Consider the following 17,023-nt stretch of genomic DNA (forward strand, 5'->3'; position numbering starts at 1 on the left):
CAACCGATAACAAATAACAAATCACTAAAGCCTGCGGCTTGGTAAAATTTGTTGTTGCAATTCCTCGAAAGCGGGCATTTTTGAGCGATCGTCTGTTGGAAACATCGCCCTTATTTGCTCCATAAGCTCGATCGCCAGCGGTACGCCAAGCTGCAATTGTTCCAACACATCCCGCTGAGCAAAAACGGTTTCCCGTATTTCTTCTAAAATTAGTTGTCCTCGATCCATTACAAACATCCAATCTGCCCACCGGTAGATGAAAGCGAGGTCGTGACTTGCTAAAAGAATAGTGGTTCCGGCGCTGTGAATTTGTTGGAGTAAACCGATCAGTTGTCGGGTGTAACGCGGGTCGAGATAGGCGGTAGGTTCATCTAACAGCAGCAGTTTGGGTTTGAGAACCATGATATCGGCGATGGAAACCCGCTTTTTCTGGCCCAAACTGAGATTGTGAATTGGTTCGCGGGCGAGTTCGCTTAGATCGCATTGCTCGATCGCCTGCTGCACCTGTTGAGAAATTACGGATTCTCTCAACCCTAAATTGTACAACCCGTAGGAAATATCTTCTTCTACCGTCGAAGCTACTAATTGATGGTCGGGATTTTGAAAGACGAGTCCGATTTGTTGGCGCAGTTGCATCAAAGATTTGCGATCGGTCTTTTTTTGTAAGACTCTTGTGTCAGCACTTTCTCAATAGCTTCGCGTACTTTAGCAACGCTTGTGCCATTGCTTGAGTTCATAATAGTCATATAATAATCATAATTAATGTTTGTAACAAATCCCGCTTTTTTCTAGCAATTTTCGTTAAGGCTGAAGTATAGTAAAAGCTACCACTATTTATAGTAAAAAATATGGTAGAGCGAGTGTTAAAAGAACGTTATGCCATTCAGCAATGCCTGGGGAAAAATGGGGGACGACAAACTTTGCTGGCGCGCGACTTACAAACTCAGGAGTTAGTCGTCATCAAAATCCTTACTTTTAGTGCAGATTTCCAGTGGGACGATTTAAAACTATTTGAACGAGAAGCCGAAACTTTACAGTCACTTTCCCATCCGGCAATTCCTCGTTACTTAGATCATTTTGAATTCCAGACGCCAAAGACTAAAGGGCTTGCACTGGTACAAAGCTATATTGAAGCGAAATCTTTGGCAGAATGGGTTGAATCGGGACGCAATTTTAACGAAAAAGCAATAAAGCAAATCGCTAATAACTTGTTGGAAATTTTGATATATTTGCAACACCAAAACCCGCCAGTAATTCATCGAGATATTAAGCCGAGCAATATTCTTTTAGCAGATCGATCGCCCTTCAAACAAAAACACTCCGCCCTTAATAAAGGTGGTTGGTTGGGTGAAGTTTACTTAGTAGATTTTGGTTCAGTTCAAACCTTAGCAGCGAGAGAAGGTAGCACCGTTACTGTAGTGGGAACTTACGGATATATGCCGCCCGAACAATTTGGCGGGCGCGCGGTTCCGGCTTCCGATTTGTATGGTTTGGGTGCGACGTTAATTTACTTAGTAACGGGAGTCCATCCAGCCGATTTGCCGCAGGAAGATTTGCGTATTAATTTTGAGCCAAAAATCGCTATTAGTTCGGACTTTGTGGACTGGCTGCAGTGGATGACCGAACCAGATTTAAACAGCCGCTTAACCACGGCTCATCGGGCGTTACAAGCACTGGAAAAACCGAAACAGAGGGGGCGATCGCTTCTGCGAAACCCTAGGGCGAGTAATAATGTAAAACTGAATAAAGACAGAAAGAGTTTGGAAATTGTGATTTCTACTTTTTCTCCTCTCTTTTTAGTTAGTGTCTATTTAGTAATTCCGTTAATTGCATCGTACCACGTGCTTTTAGTAAGTATATCCTGGATTGTTATGGCGTTTACTAAGGGTTCTTTTATAGGTGCATCATTCGCAGCATTCGGAGTTACTTACTTTGGCAGTTTTTGTTTATTTTTACTTTTTCAACCCATAAAATTAGTATTTCTTAGACGTATCGCCACTCGACTACTAATCGATGAGGAACAAATTTATTTTACTTCCAACTTCTGGGGATTTTTGCGTTACAATATGCTGCCACCAAGCCCGAGGCTAGCTATCGGTACATTACGATTCATAAGAGATGAATATACATACTCCAGCCGGGGGCGCAATATTCAAATTTGGGCCGGAACGCGGGAATATCAACTTATTACCAGCCATCTCATTGATGACGAGATTGATTGGATAGCAGAAGAACTCAGCGAATGGTTAAATTTGCCTATTAGTGAATAAAGTAGAGATGGCAAATGAAATTAACAATAACTCTCCTCAAGAAGTTTGCAAAAAATGGCAAGTGAAGTTTTAAAAGAACGTTATGTAATCGAGCAACAGCTAAGTCAAACTGCGGGAAGGCGCACGTTTATGGCGCGCGACTTGCACACAGAAGAGTTAGTAGCGATTAAGTTACTGATTTTTGGAGAAGATGTTCGCTGGGATGACTTGAAACTCTTTGAAAGAGAAGCACAAACTTTACAACTGCTTTCTCATCCGGCAATTCCCCCCTATCTGGATTACTTTGAGGTGGATACACCAACGGGTAAAGGATTCGCCTTGGTACAAAGCTATATCCCAGCCAAATCCTTAGAAGAATGGTTAAAAAGCGGGCGAACTTTTAGCAAAGCAGAAGTCAAGCAACTAGCTAAAGCATTACTAGAAATTTTGGACTACCTCCACGGGCAACAGCCGCCAGTTATTCACCGAGATATCAAGCCGAGTAATATTTTACTGGCAAATAGATCGCGCAATAGTGTCGGTGATGTTTATTTAGTTGATTTTGGTTCCATACAGACGTTAGCAGCTAGAAAAAGCAGTACGATTACTGTTGTCGGTACTTACGGATATATGCCGCCCGAACAATTTGGCGGGCGGAATGTTCCAGCTTCCGATATTTACAGTTTGGGTGCAACATTAATTTATTTAGTAACGGGCAGGCATCCCGCCGAGTTATCTCAAGGTAATTTGCAAATTCAATTTGAGTCATTAGTTAATCTCAACCGAGATTTAATCGATTGGCTGAAGTGGATGACACAACCGAGTTTGAACCGCCGCCTTGCATCTGCAAAAGAGGCGCTGGAAGCGCTGGAAAATCCCCGCCCGAAAACAGATATCTCGGCGGCGAGACGAAAACTGATCGGCAGCAGGATTAAACTGAAGAAAGATGGGGAGAAGCTAGAGATTTTGATTCCCCCAAAAAAGTTGGGTTTTTGGAGAGGCTACTGGATAGGGACAGGAATTTTGGTTGAGTTGGGGCTAGTTTTATTAATTTTTCTGTTCATAAAAATCATGCTTGAAACCGGGTATATAGTCTTTATGTTAGTGGGTGCGCTGTTTTTACTCATCTTTTCAATTGTTTTGCTATGCTCACTTTTTATTACATTTTCGCAACACATTCAAACTTATTTCAAAACGACTACAATAAAACTCGATAGACAACACATATCCGTGACTAAGCGATACCCGTGGTGTAAATTTCGTGCATATCCATTTGTGCATGAAGATATTAGTCCCAAAATTATGTATATCCGGAAATCCAGGGATTTTAGGTGGCAATATAAATCTTATAAAACTATAAATGTTTCTGATTTAACTGCCCCGGAAATAGAAGTGCTCGCCAATGAAATAAGTACAATTTCGCACGGAAAACTTGTTTTTATAGTCGGAGAGAATCAACTCCTAAACAGATAATAAGTAGAGAAAATCACTACCGCAAAATAGTCTATAACCCTCTCTTTGTGATTCTGGCGATCGAGCCGCATCCACTAATTTCCAAAAATCATCATGTTCTATTTTACCTATTGCCTATCGATCCACAGTAATAAGTAAGGTTCGTACTGCGAACTTGAGTCCGCAGCCGGAGAGAGGACTCACGTCCGCACTACAAAGGTTTTTATTAGAGTAAGCTGTTACGCATTTAAACCATTAACGCTCCCGGTAAGGTGCGTCAGCTAGAACACTGACTATACATGGGAAACGCTTATTTACGCTCCGCACCCTACTATCTGAGATGTTGCACCATTCTCAATAAATTTTTTATGAACAGGCAAGATGCCTGTTCCACAAAGAGTGAATTTTCTTGTGGAACAGGCATCTTGCCTGTTCTTGAGAATGGTGCAAGATGTGAGATTTAAACAAACTGGCCCGTTGGAGTCGATCGCACCCGACGAATTCCAATCACCGACGGCATCGGCGATCTGCGCCGATCGTTCTCAATATTGCTAGGCCACAAACTGCCGCGAGACACACTACGAGTCTGATTGAAAACAGCACCGTTCAAATCCAACATTTCAATTTGCCGACTCAGTACAGTACCATCATCGATCGGGCAATCTTCCCCAGGATGCTGCACCGCAAGCAACAGCGTATCTCCCACAAAAGTCGGCCCAGTCATTTCGCACCGATTCGGGCCGTAAGCAAACGGAATTACTGTTCCTGCATTCGGCCCAGAAGTCGGAATATAAAACAGCCAATTGTTGCCGAAAACTCCAGTAAAATCTGACACATTTCCCGTCTTTTTATGGTCGATCGTCGTTGGCTTTCCAGCCGCACCGACATCAAAACCGTTGTGCGTGCTCGTAGACATATCAGTGACGCCCCAAACATTGCCTTGAGTGTCAAAAGCCAAATTATCTACACTAGCAAATCCCGCCCCAGCTACCGAACCCGCTTCTCCGCCTTGAGCCAAACGCTGCCAGCGGAACGTCAAACCTGCACCGTCTGGACTGTCTTCAATTATTTTGTACAGTCCTCCCGACTGCTGGGTGCTGTTGACGGCGCTACCGTATTTAGCAACAGTAAAAATGCGAGAATCTGGATAGCCGTCGCTTCCGGGTGCGGCGTCCGTATAAGCAATGAAAACTTCCTTAGTAGTAGGATTAACTTCCAAATCTTCCGGCCGCGCCGTCGGAGTGCCACCCATCAAATTAGCAGCTAAGAAAGCATCAACTAAAACTGCACCTTGGCTGCTGTAGAAATTAGCCAGAGTTTTATTTTGGTAGCCCGGAATTGCTGTTGCTTCATTGGTTGTATCTACTACAAAAGAACCACCGTCTTCGGTTTGACCCGCAATTCCGGCGCGTTTGGGCAAGCGAGTATTTGCATCTCTTTGAGCTTTGCCAAAACTTGCTAATTCCGCCTCTCCAACTTTAGAAGGACGCACCGGATTTGTCGGGGTATTTAATGTCAGTGGCAGCCATCTTCCAGTACCGTTGCGGTTATATTGGGCCACGTACAAAACCCCATCTTCAAACAATCGGCTGTTGTTTTTATCTGCGGGATTCGTGACAGTACCGTTGCTGACAAATTTCCAGGTGTGTCCGCCGCGTCGATCGTCCCCCATGTACACTACTAATCTGCGGCCTGCTTCAGCGCGAATCGCGACGTTTTCGTGGCGGAAACGGCCCAACCATGTGTGCTTCCGGGGGCGGAAACTCGGATCTAGGGGATCGACTTCTACCATCCAGCCGTATTTTTCGCCGACTAAGCCGAATTCCTCACCGATAGTGCCCTTGGCGTAGCCCGTTTGGCCACCGTTGGGTTTGATGTTTTCCTGAACTCCGACGAAGAATAGTTCGCTACCTTGGAAGTTTTCTTCGGCGGAGAGGATTGTGTCCCAAGGGGTTGTGGCGCCGGAACAGTTGTAAGCTGTACCGATGATGCGGTTGCCGAGTCCGTCGGTGTTGACTTGCGCGAAGACTTGGGTAGCTGCAGGGCCCGTACCTGTAAGATAGTTGTCGTCGCCTTGTCTGGTTCCCCAGGAGGTGACATCTTTGTATTTGTCGGTACGCTGGCTGTTGATGCCGAGCCCGGAAAGTCCGTGGATACGGCGGTTGAGGGAGTCGCCGGCGATCGCCTGAAATCTACCGTTGGCTTGTTTGGTAATGCGGACGATCGAACCACCGAGATTGTACAGAAATTCGCCGAGGGTATCCCGATTCTTTACCGATAAGTCTATACCGAGGACAGCGCGATCGGTTGCTGGAAATGATGCCACATCTGACGGGGCTTCCGGCGCCACTTTCGACATCGGGAAGGATACATACTCGTGGTTAACCCAGAGATAACCGTCCTCATTGCTGCCGCGAAGGCCTACGAAGCCGGTGTAGTCGTTGTTGTAGCCGAAATAGTCTGCCGGATTGGGAAAAACTCGATCGCCCCAGCGGACAATCACGTAACGTTCGTATTCCGGCGGCACAACCACATCGTCAACAACGCTGTAACTCGTTAATCTAGTATCCTGCGAGGCAGCCATCACGGTTCCCTGTCCCCCCGGCGCCATCGCCATGAAGCTGGGCAGTTCTCGATAAATCGGCAGCGGGTGGGGAAGTCTTACAGGAGTGAAAGATGTCGGAACAACAGCTTCAGCAGCGCTGGAATTGATGCTGAACAGTTTTTGAGTTAGCCCAGGAGCAAGCACAGTGGTAGCCGCACTGCTGCCGAAGAAAATTAGCAGTTGTCGGCGAGTTATTTTAGACATAAATTCCTTTTCAAACCAACATCTCTAATCTGATGATTCCGTATGAAACTCTATCACTTTTCAATTAAGGGAAGTTTACCTGAAGGTTAATTAAAAGTGGGAGATATTTAGGTTAACAACAAGTTAAATATTGTAATTGGCAATTGGTAATTGGGAATATAGAGAGAGATTCAGGAAAAAATATCTATCCCTGTATCCGTGATTTCCGTGTCGTGCTGTTGGTTATTTGTTATTTGTTACCAATGCCCCATGCCCCATGCCCAATGCCCAATGCCCCATTACCAATATTTCAATCATCTCGAAAACCCGGATCATTTTCTCGGAATGTCGATCGACTAGGCGCAGGTACATTAATCACTTGCGAAAACCCAGAATTTGCGGGCGAAATATTGCCGTCTCTGAATCCCAGCAGCAATTGAGCATCGGCAAAATATCTAGTCCACTGTTGGATTCTCGCATCTTTTTGCCAGTCGTGGCGGGATACTCTCGATCGCAAAACTGGAACTCTTTGTCGGCTGCGATCGGCTGTAATGATGACTGTAACTTCTGTTAATGCCGGATTTTCTTGAAACTCGCGGGCGATCGACTCTTTCGCTAAATCTTCCGCCTGCTGCACTAAACTCGCAAAAGATTGACTACCGTCCGAATCTAGGGTAAGGTAGCGCTCTTTTGTTTCAGCCAAACCTATTGATATACTTGCTGTTAAACTGATAATTGCTAGAATGACGGCCGACAATAAGCGTAGGTACAAATTCATTATGTTTGAAACTAAATACTAACACTTGTCAATGATAGTTAATAAAATTTAACACTAAGTTAATATTTGATTAAAATAATATTTTGTGTGACCATATTTCCCTAAAAAAGTGTCCTGTAGGCTCAATTTACCCACTAAAAATTAGGCTTTTATGGGCGGGTTTTACTCGAAATATTTGTCGGTAGTAAAGGATATCGATCAACCAGCCCCCGCGTTACTCTTCTTCCTTCTTCCTTCAACATCAGAAGGAACGCTGGATAATTAATCCGTGTATCCGTGTCAAAATCAGTGTCGTGCCTTCCTTCTTCCTTCTTCCTTCTTCCTTCTTCCTTCTTCCTTCTTCTTTATGAAATCAACAAAATGTGCGATCGCGCTTGGTAGCAACTTAGGCGACTCCCTCGCCACACTCTCTAGCGCGATCGCAACCCTCAACAACACCCCAGGAATAGCAGTAAAATCTCATTCAAGCTGGTATCAAACCGCCCCCGTTGGCCCGCCGCAACCCGATTACATCAACGCCTGTGCCATCCTAGAAGTGGCACTAGAACCCGAACAATTGCTAGCAGCTTTATTAGAAATTGAAATAAAATTTAATCGAATTCGCCGAGAAAAATGGGGGCCAAGAACCCTCGACCTAGATTTGTTGCTGTACGACAATTTAATCCTAGAAACTCCGACACTGACTCTACCTCATCCCCGGATGACCGAAAGAGCTTTTGTATTAGTACCTTTAGCAGAAATTGCCCCGGATTGGGTGCATCCGGTGACGAAAAGTGCGATCGTCCAACTGCTGCAAACCGCAGACTGTTCTGGAGTGCAAAAATTGCAACTGTAACAATTGAGCAAAATTCACGGATCGTACCAGTTTCCCAAAAAATGCAACCGTAGGTAAGCTCCAAACTGTAATAGTTATCAGTCATTCCCCATCTAAAATCTAAAATCTAAAATCTAAAATCCTATAAGATCGCCTATGATGTCTTAAATCGGTGCACCCTAACATTATTCGCTTGTCGCTTATGTCGATCGGTCAAGAACTACCCCAACTCCTCAAACAACGCCTATTTTACCAAGGGCGCAAATTCAACTTTGACGTAGCCACCCTCCGTCTTCCCAACGGTTCCGAAGGCGAGTGGGAATGTATTCGCCACCCAGGCGGAGCACTTGCAGTTCCCGTCACACCTGAAGGTAAACTCGTCTTGGTACGCCAATATCGCTTTGCCACAAAAGGGCGAATTTTAGAATTTCCCGCTGGTACGGTAGAAATCAATGAAAATCCCGCCGAAACTATCAAACGCGAAATCGAAGAAGAAACCGGATATCGCGCTGGAAAATGGCATAAATTAGGGCAATTTTTTCTCGCCCCCGGTTATTCCGACGAAATCATTTATGCTTTCTTAGCCCAAGATTTGGAAAAACTGGAAAAGCCGCCAGCACAAGACGATGACGAAGACATGGAGACAGTTTTATTCACCCCGGAAGAATTAGAAAAAGCTATCTTAGCTGGGGAACCCATTGATTCAAAATCAATTTCTAGCTTTTTCTTAGCCCGTCCATTTTTAACTTAAATAGGACTGACGGAAAAAACCCGGTTTCTGAAAAAAATCGTGCGTAACACCGATAAATCTTAACTTAGAAACCGGGTTTTTGAACCCGCGTGTGTCCAGGACTGTAAAATCTAAAATCTAAAATCTAAAATCTAAAATCGAATGTCCGATATATCCAATCTAATTTTATTTTGGCACCGCCGCGACTTGCGTATTTCTGACAACATCGGACTGGCAGCAGCGCGCCAGCAAAGCCCGAAAGTAGTCGGAATTTTTTGTCTCGATCGCAATATCATAAATCGGGATGACGTAGCGCCAGCTAGAGTCACCTACATGATCGGCTGCTTGCAAAAACTCTCCTCGCGTTACAGGGATGCAGGCAGCCAATTGCTGATAATTCAAGATGACCCGATTCTAGGAATACCGAGATTAGCAACAGCTATAAATGCTCAAGCAGTATTTTGGAACTGGGATGTAGAACCCTACGCAAAACAGCGCGATCAGTCCGTATCAAACGCCCTCCAACAAGCAGGAATTCAAGTTCACAATTTCTGGGATCAAGTCCTGCACGCCCCGGACGAAATTCGCAGCGGTACAGGGACTCCCTACACAGTTTATACACCATTTTGGAAAAAATGGAACAGTAAACCCAAAGCCCAACCAGTAGAGACACTGCCGATAACTTATCTGGAATTAATGACCGGATTAACCGCCGAAGAACAAGCAATCGCCAACCAAGCAGGTGCAATGGAAACAGTGCCAACAGCCTTGAGTTTGGGATTTATTTGGGAAAACCCATTAGTAATAGAACCCGGAGAAGATGCAGCGCAAAAAAAATTAGAAGAATTTTGCGATCGGGCAATTTACCAATATCAAGAACAGCGCAATTTCCCCGCCATTAACGGCACATCCCAACTCAGCGCAGCCCTCAAATTTGGTGCAATTGGCATCCGCACTGTTTGGCAAGCTACCCAGATAGTAATGGACACTTGCCGCAGCGAAGAAGCGTGCACAAGCATCCGCACTTGGCAACAGGAAATAGCGTGGCGGGAATTTTACCAACACGCCATGTATAACTTCCCAGAATTAGCAGACGGCCCCTACCGTCAAGCATTCAAAGACTTTCCTTGGGAGAACGATGAAAAGCTCTTTCAAGCTTGGTGTAAAGGCAAAACTGGCTATCCTATTATCGATGCAGCAATGCGGCAGTTAAATCAGACAGCTTGGATGCACAATCGCTGCCGCATGATAGTCGCCAGTTTTCTCACCAAAGATTTAATTATTAACTGGCAGTGGGGTGAAAAATACTTCATGCAAAAATTGATAGATGCCGACCTTTCTGCTAACAATGGCGGCTGGCAGTGGAGCGCATCAAGCGGCATGGACCCGAAACCTTTGCGAATATTCAATCCCGCCAGTCAAGCTCAGAAATTCGACCCGGAGGGGGAATATATTCGGCACTGGGTTCCCGAATTGCGCCGCGTTGATACTAAAGTTTTGCTAACAGGAAATCTTTCACCTTTAGAACGCCGACTTCTTCATTATCCCTCTCCGATCGTAGATCACAACGAGCAGCAGCGCAAGTTTAAGGAACTTTTCAAGCAGCAAAAAAACGCAGATTAGACAGCTCGACTTTGGGCGATAGTTACCAGTAAATTAAGTTGAGGGGGCGCTGTACACCCCTCAACTTAAAAGATTGTATCAGTTATAATAAACTTAAAGAAATCGGAGGTTGAAATGGTAACGCTGCAATTAAGGCAAATCAGTGTACCCCCAGGACATAGAGTGCTGTTCCATGATGTCAACTGGCAGGAATTTGAAGCAATTTTAGAAGAGTTGGGAGAACACCGTGGCTCTAGAATAGCTTACAGTCAAGGAACTTTGGAGATTAGGATGCCACTACCAGAACATGAGAAAGCTAAAATCATTATTGGCTATTTAGTGAAAATTCTGTTTGAGGAACTAGAAATCGACTTTGAACCATTTGGTTCGACGACTTTCAAGCGAAAAAGTATGTTACAAGGAATTGAGCCTGATGAATGTTTTTACATTCAGAATTATGCTCTAATGATTGGGAAAAAGCGGATCGACTTAACTGTCGATCCGCCGCCTGACTTAGCAATTGAAGTCGATTTAACTTCCAAAACTCAACTGGACGCTTACGAAGATCTGGGAGTACCTGAAATCTGGCGTTACGAAAATAACAAGCTGATGATTAATTTGCTTGAAGATGGGAAATATGTTGAATCTGCAATTAGTCCAACATTTCCCAATTTGCCAATTATTGAAGCTATTTCTCAATATTGCGAACAAAGCCAAACAGTGGGTACAAGCCAAACTCTCAGATTGTTTCGTAAGTGGGTTAGAGAACAAATCAGGCTTCGATCACTGAAGTCCTCACTACAAAGCTGACTGTTTCACAATGCCCAATTACCGATACAGACAAGTTATCATAAACTTAAATAAATCGGAGGTTGAAATGGTAACGCTGCAATTAAGGCAAATCAGTGTACCCCCAGGACATAGAGTGCTGTTCCATGATGTCAACTGGCAGGAATTTGAAGCAATTTTAGAAGAGTTGGGAGAACACCGTGGCTCTAGAATAGCTTACAGTCAAGGAACTTTGGAGATTAGGATGCCACTACCAGAACATGAATTCAATAAGGAAATCATTGGCGATATGGTAAAAATATTACTCGAAGAACTTGAAATTGATCGAGAATGTTTTGGTTCGACGACTTTTAAACGAAAAAGTATGTTACAAGGAATTGAACCTGACAACTGCTTTTACATTCAGAATCACGCTCTAATGATTGGCAAAAAGCGCATCGACTTAACTGTCGATCCGCCGCCTGACTTAGCAATTGAAGTCGATATAACTTCCAAAACTCAACTCGATGCTTACGAAGCTTTGGGAGTACCTGAAATCTGGCGCTATGAAAATAAAAAGCTTCAGATTAATGTGCTTCAAGATGGGAAATATGTTGAATCTGCAATTAGTCCAACATTTCCCAATTTGCCAATTATTGAAGCTATTTCCCAATATTGCGAACAAAGTCAAACGGCGGGTACAAGTCAAACTCTCAGATTGTTTCGTAAGTGGGTTAGAGAACAAATCAGGCTTTGAGGACTGAAGTCCTCACTACAAACTTGACCGCTGTGGCTGAGGAGGTGTGCAGCATTTGAGGTGGTTAATTAAATCAGAAATTGGGCTCTGTTCGGGGTGTGCCTCTACGCTGCTGCCCGAATTAATGAGATTTACTCTCAGGCATCCGGGTAAATAAAATCTCTTTCACAGTCGGTTCTAGGGGAAAGCTAAGGCTAGCAATATTGCCTTTGGTATCAGTTAAGAAAGATATAAGTTCTGGTCGATCGCACAACTCAGATTCAACAAAAATGTCATAGTGGTAATGTTCTAATTTATAAATAATTGAATTATGAGTTGCTGTCAAACGCTCGTCATTAATTTCAATTGATAAGATTCCGTATGCTGGATGCTCAAAATAACCTGTGTAATCTTCTAGAGGATGAGAAGGCTGGGTTCCTGTTTTACGAGAGTCAACGGCTATTTGCTCTTTGGCTTTTGCAGTAGATTCTTTGCTTTGAGCATATTTTTCCTTCATTCGTTGATTCCAAGGAGCTTCGTCTAGACCGAGCCAGCGATCGCATATATAATAAGTCACAGTATCTGGTACTGAGTTTAGAGCCATATTAGTCAGAACTACTATACCAATATTGTCTTGAGGCAGCAAAGTTGTCAGTGCAGAAAATCCATCAATATTACCGCCATGCTGAATTAAATTATGACCTCGGTAAGAGGTAATACCCCATCCCAAACCATAAAAATAATAAAAAAGTTCATTATATTCCAGCGGTTGACCGATCGCGATTTGTGGAGCGTGCATCTCGCTCAGATTACTTGGCGAGATAATTTGTTTCTCGCCATACTTACCCCGATCGAGATGGAGTAAAAGCCACTTAGCCATATCAGCAACGTTGGAATTTATCGAACCGGCTGGGCCGCTAACATCGACATTACAAAAGGGTAATCTCTCAACTTTGTCGGATTTTTCTTGATAAGGAAGTGCAAAATCATCAGCTTGTTGGGATGTCTCTACAGAGAAATTACTATCTCTCATTTCTAAAGGATTAAAAATTTCCTGTTGCACAAATTCTTCCCAGCTACTCTCTGCAATTTCACCAACCAAGTAGCCAGCGGTCATGTACATCAAACTTTGATACTGAAAAACAGTACGCAATTCGTGAGTGGGTTCGAGATATTGTAAGCGATCGAATATTTCTTTACGGGTGAAGGGACTTTTATACCACATAGCATCGTGACGGGGTAAGCCAGACCGATGAGTCACGAGGTCGCGGGGTGTCATACGTTCGGTTGCATAGAAGTCATAAAGTTTAAAAGTGGGCAGATAATTTCTGACAGGTCGATCCCAGTCTAATTTGCCGCGGTCTGCCAAAATACCCATCGCCATTGTGGTAAAAGGTTTCGTACAAGAACCGATCGCAAAGAGAGTTTGCGGTGTAACAATTAAATTTTGTTCTACATCTCGCTTTCCAAAGCCTTCACAAAAAATTATTTGGCTATCTTTAACGATTGCGATCGCCAGCCCGGGTATTTTCCACTCTTGCATCGCCTTGTTGATAAATTCACTCAGACCTTGCATGACTTTTCAGTATTGGTATAACTTTAGTTTCGCTTCTGAGAAATAGACAGAGAGTAAGGGTGTTGAGCTTGAGATCGATCGCCCACAAAAATAACATAAGTCCCCTTGTCCCCATAACCAGAAAATTCTACATTCCCCGCAGCAGCATTCGCCGGCAGCACACAGAAACGCCCCCTCGGCCCCTGAATCATCAAACTCGGAGCTCCAGCGGTTTGTACTGCAATCCGCCAGTAAGGCAAATCCTGCGTTACTTCGATGACGTGGTTGGGTGCTTGGGACACAAAACCGCAGTCGCCGCTATTGTTCGGGCCGCCGGAAACTCCAGAAACTCCCAGCGGTTCGGGAAATCCCGGAGCAATTTGTAGCGGTTGGCTCCGAAGGGCACCGGCATCCGCTAAAATCATTGCCAAGGCTAGGGTCACGATCGAGCTAAACCACAGTTTGCCGCGATCGCCCGGATAATTGATCTTCATGTTTCCTCACACAATGGCATTTGGTTCTAGTTCTTTGACGGTAGGGGATAATGGCGGTTCCAAACACCTTAATCTAAACTAACTTCCGAATTTTTTTATGAATCCTCAAAATAACTTCAATTGGCAGCAAGCGATCGGAGAACTAAAAGCTAAAGTAGAACGATCGCCACTCATCACACAAAATTCAGACCGGTATCAAGCCGTCGGAACCTTATACAATCAATTACTCGACAAGTTTCAAAGACTCCCCAAACCGGGGCAGGTGGCAGCCTTTGCCTTGGCAGCGATAATTGTCCTGACAGTCTTCAATAGCATCGTAAAGCTAATTTCCGCCCTGATGACTCTTGCCGTTCTCGGAGTGCTAATCTACATAGCGTTTGACACTCACCGACCGTCCTAAAGGCGAGGTGATTCTTGGCTCCACGACTGACCTTACTACTCACTATCCTTACGGCAATACTTAAACCTTTCAACCGTGGAATACCACCAATTGACGAGCTTAACTTAGTTAATCCCAGAGGGTCTATCTCCCCAAGCGTACTAGGATATGAACCTAGAGTTCAGGCGTGCCCCGCCTTACTTCAGTAGTCAACAAAGTATTTGGTTCTCTGGTATTGGGATATTATTTTTTTTATCCCTAGCTGTTTTAAGAGTTTTCGCCGCTCTTTGCCCCTAAATTTATGCCTGAAAGTGTGTCTCAACTGTTTCACGATGGCAATGGAGTTTCACCCTGACAACTTAATTATAACCTGGTTTGGGGTTGCTTTGCCAAGCGTAAATTCACGCTCATCCAATAGAAAGCCGTCAAGCCAAGGACGGGGTTTTAAACCCAAATTTCTGATAAATTGGCAATATCTCCTGATTCCTCCAACTAACGACTAACAATAGGAAATTATAAATATGGCTAACCCCACCGCGCCCAGCGGGCTCAATCAACCCGATCCGTCTTGGCAAACACAATCCAAGCAAATGCCACTGCTGGTTCGCAGGTGCGGCGCTTGGGCTGTGGAAATTTCGTTAATTGCGGCCAGCGCCCTCGTTCCCTTCAGTATCGGGGCATTGGTCAACAAGGAATCTCAAACCGTGCCGCTCAATTCCTCAGTAGCAGCAGCATCCGAAACCGTCGCCCGTACTTTGGGCATACCCGTGCGCGATCGCAGCCCCAGAGTCGCACCCCTAACTAATCTATTCTGGTCAGGGGCGCTGCTGGCACCGGCAGTTTTAGCGGGGTGGCAACTGTTTTTGCTCGCCAGAACCGGTCAAACTATCCCCAAACGCTGGTTCGGCGTCAAAGTTGTCACAGCGTCGGGTACTCCTCCGGGTTTTGGACAAGTGCTAATTCGCGAAAGTTTGGGGCGCTGGGGAGTGCCTCTGGGCGTCGCTTACGGCATTTGGCGCTTGAGCGGGGCGTTTCCTGATTTGCTGATTTTAGGGGGGCTGGGCGGCTTGGCAGTGCTCGCAGACGGCGCTGTTGCATGGCGCTACAAACGGCAATCTGGACACGATCGCCTCGCCAATACTTTGGTCGTCAACGCTCGATCGAATCAACTGTCTGACAATCCTGTCAAGAGTCCAGATTGGACTGAGGAAGACGCGCAGATTGCGGCTTTGGTTGTGACTCCACAAAGCGGCCTGAAAGTAAATCGCAGTTTGTGGAATTGGATGCGCCAACACCCAGGCACAACTTTAGTGATAGTTATCATCGGCAGCGCGGGATTGATTTTAACTTTGTTTGTCGGCACTCTCATCTACACTCAAAGTCAAGCAAATTTGCGGGATTCCCGGCAGCGGAACGACGAATTATTTGTAGCTTTAGTCAGCAAATTGTCTCCCACATCGGCTAGCGGGGCATCGGGCAGGCGATCGGCTATTTTGGCTTTGGGGGCGGTGGAAGACTCCCGCGCCGTACCCCTGCTAGCGGATTTGCTAGCTCAAGAAGACAACCGCGCCATGCTGGACGCGATCCAGCAAGCTTTAGTCAGTAGCGGGCCGAAAGCTTTGCCTGACTTGCAGCGGTTGAATCAAGCCCTCAGCAACGACCTCGATTCCCTGCGCTTTGGTGGCAAGGCACCCGAACGCGAGTTAGCGGCCGCCCGCCAGCGAACAGTACAAAGGGCGATCGGCAAAATTCTCACAGTGTATAGCAGCCAACTCAACGGCGTGGATCTGAGCCGCACGGATTTAGCTCAAAGTCCTGCCGGCCCGTCTCAGTTTACTTTAGTTTTAAACAAAGTTGACTTGTCGGGAATTAAGTTGAGAAATGCCAATTTAACCAATGCCAGCTTGCAGGGAGCTCGCTTTTACGGCACCGGCGAAGACAGGCGTCCGGCTACCTTTGACGATTGGATTTCTGACTTGAGCGGCGCTAATTTGGAAGGAGTAAATTTGACCGGGGCGTCTTTGAACAGTGCTGTAATGAACCGCACTACTTTTGTGCGCGCTGTCATGAACAAAGCTAATTTGTCAAACGGCAATTTAAATTCAGCTAATTTCAGCAGTGCTATTTTAATTGGAGCGAATTTGCAGGAAGCACTGTTAAAAAATGCAAGTTTTACCGGAGCAGATATAGGAAGCGCGAATTTGTCGGGAGCAGATTTGTCAGGTGCACGTTTGGCAAAAGTGAAGGCTCAAGGCGCTCAGTTGTCCTTGACAAATTTGTCGAAATCGGAATGGCAAGGTGCTGATTTGTCTGGTGCTGATTTGAGCGGCGCCAACTTACAAAATGCCGATTTGACTTCGACTAAACTCACCAACGTGAATTTAAAAGATGCTCGGTTGCAAGATGCGAATTTTCGGAATGCGGAGGTGAGTTCGGTTGATTTTAGGGGCGCGAATTTAGCGGGAGCGAATTTTAAAGGCGCTGTGTTTCTGGGGAAAACAGCTTCGGATCAATTTATTCAAAATCCGACTGGTAGTAAATCCGGTAGATTCCTAGGAGTTGATTTTGCGGAGGCTAAGAATTTAGATAAAAGTCAAATTGCTTACATTTGTTTGCAGGGGGGCCTTCATCCGAACTGCCCGCAGAAGAAGTAAGGATTGGTTGTTAACGAGTAGGCT

At 45.1% G+C, this 17,023-nt stretch carries 14 protein-coding genes; 9 read left to right on the top strand and 5 right to left on the bottom strand.

All coding sequences use genetic code 11. The features are described 5' to 3' along the window. Window positions 1-24: 24 nt before the first annotated feature. Window positions 25-636 carry an ABC transporter ATP-binding protein gene (locus tag QUA00_RS18620; RefSeq protein WP_333410707.1) on the bottom strand — a complete coding sequence of 204 codons (612 nt, stop codon included), beginning with the start codon at window positions 634-636 and terminating at the stop codon, window positions 25-27. Between the two features lie 212 nt (window positions 637-848). On the opposite strand from QUA00_RS18620, the gene QUA00_RS18625 reads away from it, so the two are divergent. Further along, window positions 849-2,270 carry a serine/threonine-protein kinase gene (locus QUA00_RS18625; protein ID WP_333410709.1) on the top strand — a complete coding sequence of 474 codons (1,422 nt, stop codon included), beginning with the start codon at window positions 849-851 and terminating at the stop codon, window positions 2,268-2,270. Between the two features lie 54 nt (window positions 2,271-2,324). Then, window positions 2,325-3,722: a serine/threonine-protein kinase gene (locus QUA00_RS18630; RefSeq protein ID WP_333410711.1), complete on the top strand. Its 1,398-nt coding sequence runs from the start codon at window positions 2,325-2,327 to the stop codon at window positions 3,720-3,722. 439 nt (window positions 3,723-4,161) lie between these two features. Here the strand turns inward: QUA00_RS18630 and QUA00_RS18635 are convergent, their stop codons facing one another. After that, window positions 4,162-6,510 (bottom strand): PhoX family phosphatase, encoded by a 2,349-nt coding sequence (locus QUA00_RS18635; RefSeq protein ID WP_333410713.1) that lies wholly within the window; start codon window positions 6,508-6,510, stop codon window positions 4,162-4,164. A gap of 289 nt (window positions 6,511-6,799) precedes the next feature. Continuing rightward, window positions 6,800-7,267: a hypothetical protein gene (locus QUA00_RS18640; protein WP_333307246.1), complete on the bottom strand. Its 468-nt coding sequence runs from the start codon at window positions 7,265-7,267 to the stop codon at window positions 6,800-6,802. A gap of 346 nt (window positions 7,268-7,613) precedes the next feature. Here QUA00_RS18640 and folK point away from each other — a divergent pair, with 346 nt between their 5' ends. The 5 genes from folK to QUA00_RS18665 all read left to right on the top strand — a co-directional run bounded on the left by folK (window position 7,614) and on the right by QUA00_RS18665 (window position 11,938). Continuing rightward, complete coding sequence (folK, locus tag QUA00_RS18645; RefSeq protein ID WP_333307248.1) at window positions 7,614-8,102, top strand: 2-amino-4-hydroxy-6-hydroxymethyldihydropteridine diphosphokinase; 489 nt, start codon at window positions 7,614-7,616, stop codon at window positions 8,100-8,102. A gap of 181 nt (window positions 8,103-8,283) precedes the next feature. Then, window positions 8,284-8,832 (top strand): NUDIX hydrolase, encoded by a 549-nt coding sequence (locus tag QUA00_RS18650; protein WP_333144554.1) that lies wholly within the window; start codon window positions 8,284-8,286, stop codon window positions 8,830-8,832. Between the two features lie 150 nt (window positions 8,833-8,982). Further along, complete coding sequence (locus QUA00_RS18655; RefSeq protein WP_333144553.1) at window positions 8,983-10,434, top strand: FAD-binding domain-containing protein; 1,452 nt, start codon at window positions 8,983-8,985, stop codon at window positions 10,432-10,434. A gap of 114 nt (window positions 10,435-10,548) precedes the next feature. Continuing rightward, on the top strand, window positions 10,549-11,223 hold the full coding sequence (locus QUA00_RS18660) for a Uma2 family endonuclease (RefSeq protein WP_333144536.1): 675 nt from the start codon (window positions 10,549-10,551) through the stop codon (window positions 11,221-11,223). Window positions 11,224-11,290: 67 nt separating this feature from the next. Next, window positions 11,291-11,938: a Uma2 family endonuclease gene (locus tag QUA00_RS18665; RefSeq protein WP_333144535.1), complete on the top strand. Its 648-nt coding sequence runs from the start codon at window positions 11,291-11,293 to the stop codon at window positions 11,936-11,938. Window positions 11,939-12,059: 121 nt separating this feature from the next. On the opposite strand, the gene QUA00_RS18670 is transcribed toward QUA00_RS18665, so the two are convergent. After that, a complete protein-coding gene (locus QUA00_RS18670; RefSeq protein WP_333144534.1) occupies window positions 12,060-13,493 on the bottom strand; it encodes a serine hydrolase in 1,434 nt (477 codons plus the stop codon). 23 nt (window positions 13,494-13,516) lie between these two features. After that, the gene (locus QUA00_RS18675; RefSeq protein WP_333144533.1) at window positions 13,517-13,966 is read right to left on the bottom strand and encodes a hypothetical protein; all 450 of its coding nucleotides are present in this window, start codon (window positions 13,964-13,966) and stop codon (window positions 13,517-13,519) included. A gap of 97 nt (window positions 13,967-14,063) precedes the next feature. Between QUA00_RS18675 and QUA00_RS18680 the strand changes: the two genes are divergently transcribed. Both QUA00_RS18680 and QUA00_RS18685 read left to right on the top strand, forming a co-directional pair. After that, window positions 14,064-14,366 (top strand): hypothetical protein, encoded by a 303-nt coding sequence (locus tag QUA00_RS18680; protein ID WP_333144532.1) that lies wholly within the window; start codon window positions 14,064-14,066, stop codon window positions 14,364-14,366. Between the two features lie 500 nt (window positions 14,367-14,866). Further along, window positions 14,867-16,999, top strand: a complete 2,133-nt coding sequence (locus tag QUA00_RS18685) for a pentapeptide repeat-containing protein (protein WP_333410717.1) — start codon at window positions 14,867-14,869, stop codon at window positions 16,997-16,999. Window positions 17,000-17,023 lie beyond the last annotated feature (24 nt).

It is taken from the genome of Microcoleus sp. T2B6, from assembly GCF_036700475.1.
GTDB lineage: Bacteria > Cyanobacteriota > Cyanobacteriia > Cyanobacteriales > Microcoleaceae > Microcoleus.

What these genes read in the sequence shown, in the direction of transcription:
- QUA00_RS18620 (WP_333410707.1), bottom strand. Translation starts at nt 636, where the DNA reads ATGCAACTGCGCCAACAAATCGGACTCGTCTTTCAAAATCCCGACCAT.
- QUA00_RS18625 (WP_333410709.1), top strand. Translation starts at nt 849, where the DNA reads ATGGTAGAGCGAGTGTTAAAAGAACGTTATGCCATTCAGCAATGCCTG.
- QUA00_RS18630 (WP_333410711.1), top strand. Translation starts at nt 2,325, where the DNA reads ATGGCAAGTGAAGTTTTAAAAGAACGTTATGTAATCGAGCAACAGCTA.
- QUA00_RS18635 (WP_333410713.1), bottom strand. Translation starts at nt 6,510, where the DNA reads ATGTCTAAAATAACTCGCCGACAACTGCTAATTTTCTTCGGCAGCAGT.
- QUA00_RS18640 (WP_333307246.1), bottom strand. Translation starts at nt 7,267, where the DNA reads ATGAATTTGTACCTACGCTTATTGTCGGCCGTCATTCTAGCAATTATC.
- folK (WP_333307248.1), top strand. Translation starts at nt 7,614, where the DNA reads ATGAAATCAACAAAATGTGCGATCGCGCTTGGTAGCAACTTAGGCGAC.
- QUA00_RS18650 (WP_333144554.1), top strand. Translation starts at nt 8,284, where the DNA reads ATGTCGATCGGTCAAGAACTACCCCAACTCCTCAAACAACGCCTATTT.
- QUA00_RS18660 (WP_333144536.1), top strand. Translation starts at nt 10,549, where the DNA reads ATGGTAACGCTGCAATTAAGGCAAATCAGTGTACCCCCAGGACATAGA.
- QUA00_RS18665 (WP_333144535.1), top strand. Translation starts at nt 11,291, where the DNA reads ATGGTAACGCTGCAATTAAGGCAAATCAGTGTACCCCCAGGACATAGA.
- QUA00_RS18670 (WP_333144534.1), bottom strand. Translation starts at nt 13,493, where the DNA reads ATGCAAGGTCTGAGTGAATTTATCAACAAGGCGATGCAAGAGTGGAAA.
- QUA00_RS18675 (WP_333144533.1), bottom strand. Translation starts at nt 13,966, where the DNA reads ATGAAGATCAATTATCCGGGCGATCGCGGCAAACTGTGGTTTAGCTCG.
- QUA00_RS18680 (WP_333144532.1), top strand. Translation starts at nt 14,064, where the DNA reads ATGAATCCTCAAAATAACTTCAATTGGCAGCAAGCGATCGGAGAACTA.
- QUA00_RS18685 (WP_333410717.1), top strand. Translation starts at nt 14,867, where the DNA reads ATGGCTAACCCCACCGCGCCCAGCGGGCTCAATCAACCCGATCCGTCT.